15 protein-coding genes are annotated in these 14,504 nt (G+C 46.4%); 11 read left to right on the top strand and 4 right to left on the bottom strand.

What is annotated here, in order from left to right:
- From dapF to IQR33_RS30400, 5 genes are all read left to right on the top strand, one after another.
- Positions 1-567: diaminopimelate epimerase (gene dapF, locus IQR33_RS30420; protein WP_193844288.1), on the top strand; the 567-nt coding region annotated here is incomplete at its 5' end.
- Positions 561-1,292 (top strand): DUF484 family protein, encoded by a 732-nt coding sequence (locus IQR33_RS30415; RefSeq protein WP_017636089.1) that lies wholly within the window; start codon positions 561-563, stop codon positions 1,290-1,292. The genes dapF and IQR33_RS30415, both read left to right, overlap by 7 nt.
- On the top strand, positions 1,258-2,190 hold the full coding sequence (gene xerC, locus IQR33_RS30410; protein ID WP_005378742.1) for a tyrosine recombinase XerC: 933 nt from the start codon (positions 1,258-1,260) through the stop codon (positions 2,188-2,190). Before IQR33_RS30415 ends, xerC begins: the two co-directional genes overlap by 35 nt.
- A gap of 8 nt (positions 2,191-2,198) precedes the next feature.
- On the top strand, positions 2,199-2,915 hold the full coding sequence (gene yigB, locus IQR33_RS30405) for a 5-amino-6-(5-phospho-D-ribitylamino)uracil phosphatase YigB (protein WP_054579694.1): 717 nt from the start codon (positions 2,199-2,201) through the stop codon (positions 2,913-2,915).
- 138 nt (positions 2,916-3,053) lie between these two features.
- Positions 3,054-5,540 carry an EAL domain-containing protein gene (locus IQR33_RS30400; protein ID WP_193838027.1) on the top strand — a complete coding sequence of 829 codons (2,487 nt, stop codon included), beginning with the start codon at positions 3,054-3,056 and terminating at the stop codon, positions 5,538-5,540.
- An 83-nt stretch (positions 5,541-5,623) separates the two neighbouring features.
- Here IQR33_RS30400 and IQR33_RS30395 read toward each other — a convergent pair whose 3' ends face one another.
- Both IQR33_RS30395 and IQR33_RS30390 read right to left on the bottom strand, forming a co-directional pair.
- Entirely contained in the window at positions 5,624-6,220 is a 597-nt protein-coding gene (locus IQR33_RS30395; protein ID WP_031780839.1) for a tRNA-uridine aminocarboxypropyltransferase, read from the bottom strand.
- Complete coding sequence (locus IQR33_RS30390) at positions 6,220-7,770, bottom strand: COG3650 family protein (protein WP_193838026.1); 1,551 nt, start codon at positions 7,768-7,770, stop codon at positions 6,220-6,222. The genes IQR33_RS30395 and IQR33_RS30390 overlap by 1 nt, the downstream gene beginning before the upstream one ends.
- A 47-nt stretch (positions 7,771-7,817) precedes the next feature.
- Between IQR33_RS30390 and IQR33_RS30385 the strand changes: the two genes are divergently transcribed.
- Positions 7,818-8,288, top strand: a complete 471-nt coding sequence (locus IQR33_RS30385; protein ID WP_005378735.1) for an EVE domain-containing protein — start codon at positions 7,818-7,820, stop codon at positions 8,286-8,288.
- Positions 8,289-8,338: 50 nt separating this feature from the next.
- On the opposite strand, the gene IQR33_RS30380 is transcribed toward IQR33_RS30385, so the two are convergent.
- Entirely contained in the window at positions 8,339-9,163 is an 825-nt protein-coding gene (locus IQR33_RS30380) for a Cof-type HAD-IIB family hydrolase (RefSeq protein WP_017636084.1), read from the bottom strand.
- A gap of 244 nt (positions 9,164-9,407) precedes the next feature.
- Positions 9,408-10,418, bottom strand: a complete 1,011-nt coding sequence (locus IQR33_RS30375; RefSeq protein WP_062730808.1) for an alpha/beta fold hydrolase — start codon at positions 10,416-10,418, stop codon at positions 9,408-9,410.
- A gap of 65 nt (positions 10,419-10,483) precedes the next feature.
- Between IQR33_RS30375 and rhtB the strand changes: the two genes are divergently transcribed.
- The 5 genes from rhtB to IQR33_RS30350 all read left to right on the top strand — a co-directional run bounded on the left by rhtB (position 10,484) and on the right by IQR33_RS30350 (position 14,390).
- A complete protein-coding gene (rhtB, locus tag IQR33_RS30370; RefSeq protein WP_005378732.1) occupies positions 10,484-11,101 on the top strand; it encodes a homoserine/homoserine lactone efflux protein in 618 nt (205 codons plus the stop codon).
- A gap of 24 nt (positions 11,102-11,125) precedes the next feature.
- A complete protein-coding gene (locus IQR33_RS30365; protein ID WP_053304474.1) occupies positions 11,126-12,349 on the top strand; it encodes an EAL and HDOD domain-containing protein in 1,224 nt (407 codons plus the stop codon).
- Between the two features lie 154 nt (positions 12,350-12,503).
- Positions 12,504-12,839: a metalloregulator ArsR/SmtB family transcription factor gene (locus tag IQR33_RS30360; RefSeq protein ID WP_005378730.1), complete on the top strand. Its 336-nt coding sequence runs from the start codon at positions 12,504-12,506 to the stop codon at positions 12,837-12,839.
- A gap of 42 nt (positions 12,840-12,881) precedes the next feature.
- Complete coding sequence (locus tag IQR33_RS30355; protein ID WP_005383630.1) at positions 12,882-13,883, top strand: ArsJ-associated glyceraldehyde-3-phosphate dehydrogenase; 1,002 nt, start codon at positions 12,882-12,884, stop codon at positions 13,881-13,883.
- A 12-nt stretch (positions 13,884-13,895) separates the two neighbouring features.
- Positions 13,896-14,390, top strand: coding sequence for a cyclin-dependent kinase inhibitor 3 family protein (locus IQR33_RS30350; protein ID WP_005383629.1), 495 nt, complete (start codon positions 13,896-13,898; stop codon positions 14,388-14,390).
- Positions 14,391-14,504: the final 114 nt, after the last annotated feature.

Below are 14,504 nucleotides of genomic sequence, written 5' to 3'. Positions count from 1 at the left end.
AAGGGGCTGACCAATAAATACAGCATCAGCGTGAGCACCAAGAAAGGAAAGATGATTCTCAACATCGAAGATGATGGGGAAGTGACGGTCAACATGGGCGTGCCAGAGTTTGAACCGAACAAAATTCCTTTCAAAGCGAAGCAAAAAGAGAAAACTTACATCATGCGAGCAGGCGACAATACCTTGTTTTGTGGTGCTGTGAGCATGGGTAACCCGCACGTAGTGACCGTGGTCGACGATGTGGATACGGCAGAAGTGGAAACTCTCGGTCCGCTGCTCGAGTCGCATGAGCGTTTCCCAGAGCGCGTCAACGCTGGCTTTATGCAGGTGATGAGTCGTGACCATATTCGTCTTCGAGTTTATGAGCGAGGCGCAGGAGAGACACAAGCTTGTGGTAGTGGTGCATGCGCGGCAGTCGCGGTTGGGATTCTGCAGGGCTTGTTGGATGAAAACGTTAAGGTTTCTCTACCTGGTGGTGAATTGCGAATTGCATGGCAAGGTCCTGGCAAGCCGTTGTTTATGACCGGACCTACAACGCATGTATTTGATGGTCAATTATCTTGCTAGTTGAAGAAAAAGGAAACGGTTTGTCTCAAGTAGAAGCAGATGCCTTAACGGCTGAAGTAGTGGCCGAGTACCTCAAAGATCATCCAGACTTTTTTGTGCAACGTCCGGAGCTTGTGGATCGTTTATCTTTCCCACACTCAGACTTAGGCGCGGTATCTTTGGTACACATCCAAATGAATCGCCAACGTCAGCGCATTGAAGAGTTAGAGGAAGAGATCACTACACTAATGTCGCTTGCGGCGAACAATGATCGCACCTTTTACGAATTTATGGATTTGCAGGGGCAGATTCTAAAGTGTGGTGACTTTAAACAAGTCATTCATTCTATCGAAGATAAAGCCAAAGCATTGGGCTTACGTGCGTTTGTTCGATTGTTTAGTCAATGCGACGCATCGATTCAATTGAGTAAGGAAAGTTATCAACGCTTTGCGACCACTCACTTAAATGGCAAAGATGCGTACTTAGGACGTCTTCGCAAAGTAGATCGTGAAGCTTTGTTTGGCAACATGGAAGTGCCGGAAATGGGGTCCTATGTGGTACTGCCGCTCGTGAAACAGCAAACACTGGGCGTGCTTGCTTTTTCTAGTGAAGATGGCGGCCATTTTCAGCCAGATATGGATACCTTGTTTTTGCGTCACCTATCATTAGTAGTGGCACATCTCGCTCAAACACTGGTATGGCAAAGTTACGATGACGACAACTCCCAACACTCCTCTGCCAAATAGTCTGCAAAAGCCTCTTGAGCGCTTCTATGAATTCTTACGAAGCGAAAAGGGGCTTAGCCTACATACTCAGCGCAATTACAAACAGCAGCTAGAAACAATGGCGCAGCACTTAGCTGAAATGGGACTCAAAGATTGGTCTCAAGTGGATGCTGGTTGGGTGCGCCAATTAGCAGGTAAGGGCATGCGAGAAGGCATGAAAGCCAGCAGTTTGGCAACGCGACTCTCATCGCTGCGTAGCTTTTTCGATTTCCTTATTCTGCGTGGCGAGATGTCGGCTAACCCAGCCAAAGGGGTTTCAGCACCTCGCAAAAAACGCCCGTTGCCCAAAAACCTCGATGTTGACGAAGTGAGCCAATTACTTGAAGTCAACGAGGACGACCCGTTGGCTGTGCGCGATCGTGCCATGATGGAGCTGATGTACGGCGCCGGTTTACGTTTGGCTGAGTTGGTGGGTGTGGATGTACGTGATGTACAACTGCGTAGTGGTGAGCTTCGTGTTATTGGTAAAGGCGATAAAGAACGTAAAGTGCCGTTCTCTGGGATGGCAACCGAGTGGGTCGGGAAGTGGTTACGCGTTCGTGGTGATTTAGCCGCTCCAGGTGAGCCCGCCTTGTTTGTATCTAAGCTCGGAACGCGTATTTCGCATCGTAGCGTGCAAAAGCGCATGGCTGAATGGGGGCAGAAACAGTCTGTCGCAAGCCATATTAGTCCGCATAAATTGCGTCACTCATTTGCGACACATATGCTCGAATCAAGCAATAACTTACGTGCGGTGCAGGAGCTTTTAGGGCACGAGAACATTTCGACGACCCAAATCTACACGCACTTGGATTTCCAACATTTGGCGCAAGCCTACGACCAAGCCCACCCACGCGCACGCAAAAAGAACGGGGAGTGAGCCGAAGTATGAAATTTTATCGCCGTATCGAGCCTATTAAGGCAATGACCTTTGACCTAGATGATACCCTCTATGACAACTATCCTGTGATCGTTCGCATGGAGCGTGAGTTGCTATCTTGGCTCAAGCACCATCATCCAGCGGTTGCTCATATGAACAAAGCGGATTGGTTTGCTCTCAAACAGCGAGTTGTGCAGCAACAACCCGAGCTGAAGAGCGATGTCACTTTATGGCGTTTAGTGCAACTTCAGCAAGCTTTCTCCCAAGTAGGCTACGACGAAGACGCAGCACATGCCGCCGCGAAAGCCGCAGTAGACGTTGCATTGGACTGGCGTAATCGTTTTGAAGTGCCGCAGCAAAGCCTCGATGTACTGGAGGAACTCGCGCAGCGCATCCCGTTGGTGGCAATCACCAACGGTAATGTGAATTTAGACCGCATCGGTCTTACGCCTTATTTCCAACAGGTACTTAAAGCAGGACCAGATGGATTGGCGAAACCCGCAACCGATATGTTTACTAAAGCGAAGCGATTCTTGGATATTCCTGCGGAGAATATTCTGCATGTCGGTGATCATCTAACCACGGATGTGCATGGTGCAAAGTTGGCTGGTTTTGCAGCCTGTTGGTTTAATGATATGAATAAAAATGTCATTAACCATTCAAAAACACGTACTTTACCTGATATTGAAATCAATAGTTTGCAGCCGTTACTCACACTTTTTTAATTGCTTTCGCATTAATCCATTCTAATCTCATTTTGTGTCTAGAAAAGCAGCGCAAAGCCACGTAAATTATTCTCTATTAAATAAAAATAGTAACGCCACACGTCGTGGTGAAGATAGTGTTACGGCAGTGGTAGGTCCATGCGAGCTTTTTCAAAACTGGTTCACGATGTCAGTCAACTGAATGACTTTTTAGTCACTTTTCCGACTTCCTCAGATAAACGATATTTAGTACAAATATTGTCGACGCAATCGCGCGAAATTACGACCACACTTGCAGACGCCGTTTTGTCGTCGCTGCCGAATGCTCATGTTATGGGGCATAGTACGCGTAATGTGATTCTGGAAGGGGAGATATTTACCTCTGGTTGCCTAGTGAGTGTGATTGAATTTGAGCAAACCACGCTGACTTCTGCGGTACAAACATACTCTTACTCCCCTGACATTGATGGCGGGGAGCTCAAGCGCTCTCTTCTAATGCAGCATAATTCACAGGTGATCCTCAGCTTTGCTGTGCAAATTGAACGACGTGACTATCCCTTGTTTCAAACCTTCGCCAGTGAAGAAGTAGTGATTTCTGGAGGGTTGGCGCAGAGTATTGACGATGGCTGCTGGGTGCTATATCAAAACCGAGTTTACGATAACGCTGTGGTTGCCGTAGCTTTGCACAGTGATACTTTGAAGCTATGGACTGATGCGTATTCGGAATGGAACCCGATTGGCATGCCACACAAAGTCACTCATGCAAAAGGAACGCGCTTGTATTGTTTAGGTGAGAAGAAAGCGCTGGACGTATACAAGCGTTACTTGGCGGATGGCCATGACGTGACGCTGAGTCAACTGCTCAGCTTTCCTTTATATCGAGAAAGCTTAGGGCGAAAGGAAGTTTGTACGGTAACGGAGCTACACGCTGATGGCAGTATGAGCTTCGACAGGCCTTGGTGTCTTGGTGACGAAGTGCAATTTTGCTATAACCATCCCTCGTTAACGCTCGAGCAAGTGCGGCATGGTGTGGTTGAGTTAGCCATGCACCAACCTGAAGTCGTGATGATTTTTAACTGCGCGTCACGGTTAGACTTTATTGACAGCAGCGACGAAGTCCAAGCCTTCAAAGATATTGCGACGACGTTTGGTAGTTACTGTATGGGGGAACTGCATGGTGGTATTGGTCAGCCCGAAATTCTTCATCACAGCCTGACGTATTTAGCGATGCGAGAGGGAGACGAAGTGCAAACATTGAACTTGCCTAAGTCGCCCGTTAGCTCCTCTATTTCACCGTTGTTTAGCTTGATTCGAAATGCGATCGGCGATCTCAACCATATGAACGCGCATATGGGATATCAACTCGATCGCCAAACGCGCAAGTTACAAGAAAGCTATCGACGCGACAGTCGTACGGGGTTACAAAACCGGGTCGCATTGCAAGAGCGGCTGAGTAACATCGATTTGGATGAGCATTTGTTGACTCTAAAGCTACTTAACTTTAGTCATATCAACGAAAAATACGGCTACCGAGTGGGAGATCAATTACTCAAAGATCTCTCAATGCACTTTACGAATCGACTACGAAAGCGTTTTGGCATGCCAACGGCTTTGCAGCTTTATAGTATTGGGGTTGGTGAGTGGGCATTCATATTTAAAGCTGACCAAAGCAGCGAAACCATCAAACAGCACTTTACGCGTTTTGCTGACGCGGTAGAACAAACTAATTTTGAGCCAATTGGCCTACGTGAAATAGATTATCTTTCTATCTCGCTATGCGGCGGCTTAGTGAGTCGTCGAGACTTTCCATCCGCTTCAGTGGATGAGCTCTTACTCAAAGGCATCGAAGCGAGGCGCTCTGGTGTACGCAGTAATACCCATATCTGTAATGCGAAAGATATTGAAGTCAGTGAGGATGTGCGTAAAGAGCAACTTGGATGGCTAAGTTGCGTCAGTAGAGCCATTCTCAAACAGAATATCATCACTTATAGCCAACCTATTGTGCATGCGGGTAGCCACAAATTGGCAAGCCAAGAATGTTTGGTTCGTATTCTGGAAGCCGATGGAACGGTGATTGCGCCAGGGCGTTTTCTGCCAATTATCTCTGATACGCATCTTTACACTCGACTAAGTCGGCACATGATTCATTCTACGTTGCATTATATGCGAGATAAGCAAGGTGACTTTTCTATAAACTTATCGCCGCAAGATTTGCTCAGTGATAAAACTTTAATGCTTTTAGAGCATGAAATTAGCCAGCTAAATGACCCAAGGCGAATTGGTTTAGAAGTGCTGGAATCTGAGCAGATCAAAGACTACGGCCGAATGATAGAAGTGTGCAGTCATTTTAGAAGCTTAGGGGCGCGTATCATTGTTGATGACTTTGGGTCCGGCTATTCGAATATCGATGAAATCCTGAAGTTGGAGCCAGAAGTCATAAAGCTCGATGGCAGCTTGATTCGTGATATTGATAAAGATTTAAAACAGCGCAAGATCGCTTCCCAGTTGGTGCGTTTGTGCCAGGTGTTGAACGCGGAGACGGTGGCGGAGTTCGTCCACAATCAGGAGGTGTGTACCATTGCACAAGACATGGGGGTGGATTATTTGCAGGGTTACTATCTTGGCGAGCCGACTCGACTGTTTTAATGATGTTTCACGTGAAACTTCTTGTAGTAAAAAACGCAGCGTAGGCTGCGTTTTTTGTTTGGTTCTTCTACTGAGCTTAATGGTTAACGCTTAAGAGCGTGTCCACTCTTTTCAGCTTGGAACAGAGCGAGGTAATGGGCAAAAAAGCGCTGCATTTGTTGTTGGTTGTTTTGTTCTCCAAGTTGCCCGAGCAGATGTGCAGCGACTTCAAACGTGCACAAATTACCTTGTTGTTGGTTGCGTCGCAGCTGATATTGTGAGTCCGCCGACGCAGATAATCCCATAGTAGGGATACCTTCTAACCAACGGCTCTTATTGATCATCTTGCGCGCCTCTTGCCAGGTGGCATCTAAAATAATAAACAGCGGAGTTTTGGTTTGTTGCTGGCTTTGGAGTACCACATGTTCGAGTGTGATACTTTCTTCACAGGGGAAGAGCAACACCGGATACCGCGATGGATCAGCTAATAGAGTGAGCAATTCTGCTGGTGGCTGTTTGCGATCCCAGATTACTCGCTCAATGCTGAGTTGGCACTGCTCTAGTAGCTGGCCGGTATTAGTATCACGCTTCAGTTCATTCGGATGCATTAACAGCAGGATGTTGTGCTCACTGTTAAGTTTCGGCATTAGCGAGCACATACAATTGAATTGAAAACCGCAGGTTGGACACGGTTGTGACATTACAGACGAACTCCTTCTCGCACCGGGCTTATCCCATCAGAGAACAGACGCACGCCACTGACTTGGCTCGGCGTTGCCGTTGGCGCCATGCTTGGGTTGAGTGGGTAGCTAACCCCAGTGTATTGCATCACGTGTTGAGCCGCTTTAGCTCCGCCACTGCTGACATTAAAAATCAGATCTCGCCAACCATGAGAGGTTTGTTGGCCGAGCATAATCGGGCTTTGCACTAGTGTAATGCGGCTATTAAATCGCCATTCCTTTTCGTGATGTTCAAATATCAGCAATGTACAGCCTCCGGAACCACACCAATCCAACTGTACCAATAGCTCTTCGTTACCATCGCTGTTGAGGTCGTAAGTTAGCCAACGGTATTGGTTATTGTTGGGGGTGGTTTGATGGATAAAGAAGTAGTTGCGCACCGCGGCATCTACTTTTGAATCAAACTCTGCACTAGAAGGGACGTCAGCACTACCGATGGGGTTGTTGGTGCGTTTTTCGGCTGGTTGCATGATGCCTTCATCACGAACGGTGGCAGGATAAAGGACTAAACCACCATCGGTGATTGGGTATACTAAGTTACCGACTTTTTCTTTGGTCGCTTTGAGCTGATTGCCTTCTCGAGTAAACAGTCGCTCTGACATCAGTCTTTGCTGTTGATGATGCGTCATGACAACTTGAACCTGAGACGGACTTAACTGTTGCCAGTAACCACGCTCGATTAATGGTGCTTGTCCATTGGCGTAACGGTATTTTGTTGTGGCGCTGTGGTCTGGGTTTAAGGTCATTTGTACTTCAAAGCCTTGTGATTGGGTTGAGGTCGCGACATAGGTATTAGCCCAGCCAAGCGTTGCATCGACGTTTGCAGCCATACCACAACCTTGATACGTCTCGCCATCATGTTTTAGTGTTGCTTTCCAGCCATACAAAGAATCGCTCATTGTGTCTGAGCAGAGGTTTTCTGTTAAGCGAAGCTCACCACCTTGCAGTTGATAAGTGCGCTGGCGAGGTTGAAGCTGACTGCTGTTAATCGCTAATTTTGTGGTTTGTTTGCCGATTTGCTGGAATGTTAGTCCATTAGCCTCAAAGCTTGCCGACCAAGAAGGCTCATTACCAAACACGCGAGTTGGTTTGTTTGGTTGCTGACAACGGTTTGGGTTTTCCGTTGTGAGGAAGTTCACTTGTTCCACGACAAAGTTAGCATCGAAATCAGCAGAAAACCCATCGATGCCCGGTGGGTTGAGGTGGCCGATAACCTCGCCATACATAGTCTGGTAAGGCTCGTTATTTAACTGAATTGCTCGTTGCATTTGCTGTGGTGATAGTTGCAACCAATATTGCTTGTCGCTGCCACAAGGCATGATGTATTGGCTCTCGTGACCGACGATCACTTTTCCGCGCAGCATAAAAGTTTGAGGTTGAATGGTTTCAGGCTTATCTAAGGTTGCTGGTGGAGAGGTTGGGTCAGCGGCACCAGATTGTGGCGACTGTGAACTACATGCTTGCAGAACCAGCAGGGTGGCAAGCGCCACTGGGTTTTTCAAAGCCTTCATGTTATATCTTCCTCATTATTGTTACTCAATCGGCATCGGATGGCATTATGGCATATTGGTTATTTAAAACTGAACCAGATACCTTTTCTATTGACACGCTTCGAACCCAAAAGGTTTCATGTTGGGAGGGAGTTCGTAATTATCAGGCGCGCAATATGATGCGTGACCAAGTGAAGGTGGGCGATTTAGTCCTGATTTACCACTCTTCTTGTAAACATGTTGGCGTGGCAGGTATTGCTAAAGTTGTGAGAGAAGCCTATCCCGATCATTTCCAATTCGATCCCGAAAGCGATTATTACGATCCAAAGTCAGACCCAGACAACCCGCGTTGGATTATGGTGGATGTAGAGTTTGTACGTAAAACGGCGCGAGTGATTCCGTTGTCGGTGATGAAAGCGATGCCAGAACTTGAGAACATGCCGTTGGTGAAACGTGGAAATCGCTTGTCGATTATGCCCGTGACAGAAGAAGAATGGGACGCGATTCTTGGCAAAGAGAAGCTGCCAAGTCAGCGATAAAAGAGAAGGGCTGCGAATGTGCAGCCCTTCATTATTTGGAGTATTGAAGCTTACAGCAAGTGTTCTTGTAGGTAGTGTGCAACCGCATCTTCAGCATTGCTGCCAATTACTTCATTATTTGGTAGAGCTTTCATCACTTTTTCGTGTGATGTACCCATAACTAGCCCTTTACCTGCCATCGACAGCATTTCTACGTCATTCATGCCATCACCAAATGCTACGCAGTTTTCTAACGTGAGGTCGAGTTTTTTCGCTACCGCTTCAAGAGCATGACCTTTAGACACGCCAGCGCTCATTACTTCCAAACACCAAGGCGTTGAAAATGCGATGTTCAGCTTATCACCAAACTGCTCACGTAGTTTGTTTTCAAATACGACCAAACGTTCGTGGTCTTCTCCTGGATGCGTGAAGAAAACTTTCGCAATACCGTCAGTTGGGGCGTGGTCTTCATCAAATAAGACGTAAGTGAATTCATCGTGGAAGTCACGTAACGTTTCATCATCCTTGTTCATCAACCAGCTATCATTTTGATACATGTGAATAAGTATTTCTTGATCATGTTTGATCGTGTCGATCACGCCTTGTACCAGTTCCGCAGGGACATTCTCGCTGTACATTAGCTGATCTTCCTGGTCATGCACTCGGGCACCATTCGACGTGATCATATAAGCTGGAATGCCAACTTGGCGACGGATGCTCGCAACGTCTACGTGGTGACGGCCGGTTGCAAAGACAAAGGTATAACCCTTTTCATGCAGCGCTTTTAGCGTCTCTTTTGAGTAAGCACTGAGCTGATGGTTAGGTGCGAGTAACGTGCCATCCAGATCAGAGGCAACGATTTTGGTGATCTCTTTGCAAGGTAGCGATGTGCTCATGAAGTCCTCGTAAACGGTTTGGATAGTGTGGAACAGGTGAATTGCAAACGGAGTACAGCAGACTGACTAGATCGTACTGCTCCGAATGCGGGGGAACTTGGGCCCGTAGCACTATGCGGTTAAACACTGTGTCAAAGTAGCCAAGTTCAAGCAGTGTACGCCAAAATGAGGATGAAAAAGAGGGTAAATCGATGTGTAGACATTTCCTCTTTAATCTTAGTCGTGAAATGGTCGCCTAGAGTTCTTATTGTGCTTGTTCGTTTGATGGCGATTTATGGTCATTCATAAAGCGGAAAATCGCATCGAGCGCTTGATTACGATACTTATCGGTCTCGAATAAGATTTCATGCTGTGCGCCTTCGATAGAAAGCAGCTCCGCGTGTGGGTTGGTTTTCCGCAATTTATCAATAAAACGCTTTTGCGCGAGGTTGCTAACAATCCGATCGTTTCCGGCTTGGATTAGGATGACTGGTATTTTGACTTGGCGAGTTAATAAAAAGCACTGCTTAGCGGCCATGAGCCCTTGCCAAACCCAGCGAGTGCTTGGCCCACCGACTTGCAGTTCCGGTTTTTCCGTATATAGGTTTCGGAACCATTGGTAGCGGCCGTAACTTTGGCTAAGTGGGTTATCTTCAAAGGGCTTAGGGAAGTAGGCCTGATGTCCTGGTGCATAGCGTGGTAAAGTCGATACCGCTGACATAATTTGTGTGACCGGAATCGCTATTGGTGATAGGTACCATGGCAGGTTAATGCCAAACATGGGCGCACTTAGAATCAAACCAGTAAAAGGGTGTTCTGAGTGAGTTTGCAGGTAACGTGTCGCGATCGCGCCGCCCATAGAGTGCGCGATGATGAAGCATTGTTGATATTCGCTAAGGTCGTGTTTTTTTACGACGATGTCCATATCATCAATATAATCAGTAAAGTCATAGACGTGACCCATATCTGAGTCAGATAATAAACGATCTGATAAACCTTGTCCGCGGTGGTCAAAGGAATAGACATCGAAACCTTGGCGGTAGAGATCGTAAAACAGCTCTTGGTATTTCCAGGAAGACTCAATGCGTCCATTTACGATGAGCACGGCTTTTTTATGCTCTGGGTTGGTTAGCTTGCACCAGTAAATGTTCTTTTTCTCAGTCCCTTTAACAAAGCCCTCTTGGCGAGTTTGCCAAAGTGCTGCGATCGGACCACCAATTGCTTGCTCAAATAATGTCTCTTGAGTATAAGTCAAAGGTGAATGGTTAGTCGCCATTAGTTGATTACCTGAAGATACGTTGTTTACGCGATGTATCATCGAAGAATTAGTGAGGAAATGCAATGGATACCCATGTCTGGTTAGCTTATGTAGTAACAGCAATCGTTTTTAGTTTGGCTCCGGGCTCTGGCACGGTGAACTCAATCAGTAATGGTTTGAGTTACGGTACCCGTAAATCACTGGGTGCCATTATTGGCTTACAAATTGGTTTAGTTATCCACATCGCGCTGGTGGGGGCGGGTATTGGTGCGCTTGTCGCGCAGTCAGCAACCGCATTTTCTGTCATTAAATGGGTTGGTGCCGCTTATCTGGTTTGGTTGGGGATTCAGAAATGGCGCGACACATCAAGCTTAGTCGCAGCTGAAAACCACAACGAGATGTCAGGCACGGCGCTGTTGTACAAGGCAGTGTTAATTAACCTCACCAACCCTAAATCGATTGTTTTTCTGGTGGCGTTGTTCCCGCAGTTTATTGACCCAGCAAAAGACCAAATCACGCAACTGTTGGTGCTTGGCGTCACTACGGTCGTGATTGATGCGTGTGTAATGTTGGGTTACACGAGCTTGGCAGCACAAATGGGACGCTTTATTCGCTCCGATAAAATCATGGGAAAAATAAACAAAGTATTCGGTTCAATGTTCATGGGTTGTGGTGCATTATTAGCAGCTGCAAAGTCATAAGCCATTTATAGGTCCTTCTTTAGCATGAATACAACGTATGTCGCTCGCCAGCCGATCTTTAACCGAAAAAGACAGACGCTGGGTTATGAATTGTTGTTTCGAGACGGGGAGAGTAACGCATACCCTTCACATATTGATTCAAATCGAGCGACATACCGACTGATTGTCGAAAACTTCCTATCGCTGGGTACTAACCCAGTGATTGCCTCTTCTAGATGCTTTATTAACTTTCCTCATCAAAGCTTGGTGCGACGTTTGCCGCGCAGTTTGCCGAAAAACAAAATTGTCATCGAAGTGTTGGAAACGTGCCAACCTACGGATGAGCTTCTTGATGCGATTCGTGAGTTTTATCGAGAAGGTTACTTGATCGCTTTGGATGACTTCACCCTAACACCAGAATGGCGCCGTTTTTTGCCATATGTGCATATTGTGAAGCTCGACATTATGGCGATGGGGCTCGAAAAGGCCTGTGAACTGGTCAAAACACACCTTGCCAAACGCGTCAAATACCACTTTTTAGCAGAACGTGTTGAAACCGCAGAAGAATTTGAGCAAGCGAAAGCGGCTGGCTTTAAATTTTTCCAAGGTTATTTTTTTAGCAAGCCACTCGTCTCGCAGACTAAATACGTCAGTCCTGAGCAAGTGTTGGCATTGCAACTGTTTCGTGAAGTTTGTGCTCCTGAGCCTGACTTTACTCGTATCGAGTCCATCATTACGCAAGATGTCGCGCTTTCGTATAAGTTATTGCGTTTTGTAAATACGCAAGCGCCGAATTTGGCTGTCGAAATCAGCTCTTTTCGTCAGGCATTGATTTATCTTGGCCAGGATAACCTTAAGCAGTTTGTCTCTTTGGTTGTGGCATCGTATATCTCCAGTAACAAGCCTCGAGAGCTGTATCACCTTTCATTGCAACGAGCTCAATTTTGCCAATTGATGTCGCGCTATCAGCCATTCTCTCATCTCAACGAACAAGGTTTCATGGTTGGTTTGCTGTCGATTCTAGATGCGTTGCTGGATCTTTCGGTGGAATCTTTAGTTAGGCAGTTACCGCTTAGTCATTCAGTACAACAAGCGCTATTACATCGCAAAGGGGTTTATGGTGCACTTATTTCCCTCGAAGAGTGCTACGAGCGTGCCGATTGGTCGGGGGTTGAAAAAATCACGATGCAATTGGGGTTGCCTTTAGAGGAAGTGAAGCTCTCCTTAGGTGAAGCGGTTCGCTGGAGTCAAAGCATCGCGACTGCATAATTTCTGGTCTTATCTTTTATCTCTTTGAATCTCTCTCTTTACAATCAAGCTGTTCGTTAGATGTGAAACTTTTATGACGATGGACGGTTTCCTCTTGACGATATACCTTAATTAAATAAACATATACGCATATCCATATATAGGTATGTTCATTATGCTTCCACATCAGTTTTTTAAGCTGTTATCCGATGAAACACGCGTACGTTGTTTAATGCTCGTGGCCCGTGAAGGTGAAACTTGCGTTGGTGATTTGGCGTTTGCTCTGCAAGAGAGCCAGCCGAAAGTTTCTCGTCATCTTGCTCAGTTACGATCCAGTGGCATCTTGGTGGATAAACGCCAAGGGCAATGGGTGTATTACGAGTTATCACAGCAATTACCAGGTTGGATGCGAAAGTTAATTGAAGACTTAGTGGCATCAAACTGTTTGAAGCAGGAATACCAAGACGACATCACACGCTTACACGATAAAAGTCGTGAGGCTTGCTGTTAACAGCGAATAGAGATTCAAGGTAGAAGGTTAGAGGGTAAAACTATGACAATTAAAGTAGGAATTAATGGCTTTGGCCGAATTGGTCGCTTAGCGCTGCGAGCGGCATTTGATTGGCCAGAATTGGAGTTTGTGTTAATCAACGATGTCGCAGGTGACGCCGCTACGCTTGGTCACTTATTAGAATTCGATTCAGTGCAAGGTCGTTGGCATCATGGAGTTCAGGTCGAAGGCAGTGAGCTCGTCATCAACGGCAAGCGTGTCGCCACGACTCAACAACGCGATATCGATGCGGTGAACTGGTCTGATTGTGATGTTGTGATTGAAGCGACAGGCGTACATCGCAAAACATCATTCCTGAATAAATACCTAGAGCAAGGCGTGAAACGTGTCGTGGTAAGCGCACCTGTGAAAGAAGAAGGTATCGCGAACATTGTGGTGGGCGTGAACGACCATATTTTCGACCCTGAAAAACATCGTATCGTGACAGCGGCTTCGTGTACGACTAACTGTATCGCACCTGTGGTTAAAGTCATTCATGAGAAATTGGGTATCGAACAATCTTCTTTTACGACCATTCACGACCTGACGAATACGCAAACTATTTTGGATGCGCCACACAAAGATCTACGCCGTGCAAGAGCATGCGGCATGAGCCTTATCCCAACCACTACGGGTAGCGCGAAGGCGATTGTCGAAATTTTCCCAGAATTAAAAGACAAAATTAATGGTCATGCGGTTCGCGTACCTCTAGCAAACGCATCGTTAACAGACATCATTTTTGATGTGAAGCGTGATACCACGGCAGAAGAAGTGAATGCACTGTTAAAAGAAGCATCTGAAGGTGATTTGAAAGGCATCCTTGGCTTCGAAGAGCGTCCTTTAGTTTCTATCGATTATAAAGGCGACCAACGTTCAACCATCGTTGATGCGCAATCAACCATGGTTGTGGGTTCTCGTATGGTTAAGATTTACGCTTGGTACGATAACGAAATGGGTTATGCAACGCGCACAGCAGAGCTGGTTCGTAACGTTGGTTTGGCTTAAAAGGGGGTCACAATGTCTCATCCTACATGGCAATTAGATTTGGACTCCGGTGCTTTAATCTTAACACCGTGCCCAGGAACGAAAGGTGTCGATTTGCATGCGTCGTTAGAACAGTTGAAAGAGCAGGGTGTTCAAGCGGTCGTTACTGCATTAGATGATAGTGAATTAGCTGCGAAGAATGTCTCTGCATTGGGTGAAGCCACTCAGCAACTGGGAATGAAATGGTTCCAGATCGAGATTGAAGACGACTGCGCACCAAATGAAGAGTTTGCGACGAAGTGGCAACAAGCCAGTCCGGAACTGCACGCGATTCTTGCTCAAGGTGGCAAAGTTGCGATGCATTGCATGGGTGGTTCGGGGCGCACAGGTTTGTTCGCTGCTCACCTACTCCTAGAAAAGGAATGGCAGTTAGAAGATATCGTGCGAGAAGTGCAGGCATTGCGCCCTGGTGCATTTACAAAACCTGTGCAAGTTGAGTACATCGAACGCGTGGCTCAAGACGCTTGATCAGCTTAAATAGCTTTTGGTTCATTATGATCCAAAAGCTAAATTCGAGCTTCTTCAGGATACGACTGTTTACAAAAAAAGCCATTAATATTAACTAATACATTGTTTTTAAGG

This window comes from Vibrio sp. OPT46 (assembly GCF_015163535.1).
Classification (GTDB): Bacteria; Pseudomonadota; Gammaproteobacteria; order Enterobacterales; family Vibrionaceae; genus Vibrio; species Vibrio alginolyticus.
This window is presented reverse-complemented; position numbering and strand designations above follow the sequence as displayed.

Coding starts and splice junctions, on each gene's coding strand:
- yigB (WP_054579694.1), top strand. CDS start 2,199: ATGAAATTTTATCGCCGTATCGAGCCTATTAAGGCAATGACCTTTGAC.
- IQR33_RS30355 (WP_005383630.1), top strand. CDS start 12,882: ATGACAATTAAAGTAGGAATTAATGGCTTTGGCCGAATTGGTCGCTTA.
- IQR33_RS30360 (WP_005378730.1), top strand. CDS start 12,504: ATGCTTCCACATCAGTTTTTTAAGCTGTTATCCGATGAAACACGCGTA.
- rhtB (WP_005378732.1), top strand. CDS start 10,484: ATGGATACCCATGTCTGGTTAGCTTATGTAGTAACAGCAATCGTTTTT.
- IQR33_RS30350 (WP_005383629.1), top strand. CDS start 13,896: ATGTCTCATCCTACATGGCAATTAGATTTGGACTCCGGTGCTTTAATC.
- IQR33_RS30385 (WP_005378735.1), top strand. CDS start 7,818: ATGGCATATTGGTTATTTAAAACTGAACCAGATACCTTTTCTATTGAC.
- IQR33_RS30400 (WP_193838027.1), top strand. CDS start 3,054: ATGCGAGCTTTTTCAAAACTGGTTCACGATGTCAGTCAACTGAATGAC.
- IQR33_RS30380 (WP_017636084.1), bottom strand. CDS start 9,163: ATGAGCACATCGCTACCTTGCAAAGAGATCACCAAAATCGTTGCCTCT.
- IQR33_RS30365 (WP_053304474.1), top strand. CDS start 11,126: ATGAATACAACGTATGTCGCTCGCCAGCCGATCTTTAACCGAAAAAGA.
- IQR33_RS30390 (WP_193838026.1), bottom strand. CDS start 7,770: ATGAAGGCTTTGAAAAACCCAGTGGCGCTTGCCACCCTGCTGGTTCTG.
- xerC (WP_005378742.1), top strand. CDS start 1,258: ATGACGACAACTCCCAACACTCCTCTGCCAAATAGTCTGCAAAAGCCT.
- IQR33_RS30375 (WP_062730808.1), bottom strand. CDS start 10,418: ATGGCGACTAACCATTCACCTTTGACTTATACTCAAGAGACATTATTT.
- IQR33_RS30395 (WP_031780839.1), bottom strand. CDS start 6,220: ATGTCACAACCGTGTCCAACCTGCGGTTTTCAATTCAATTGTATGTGC.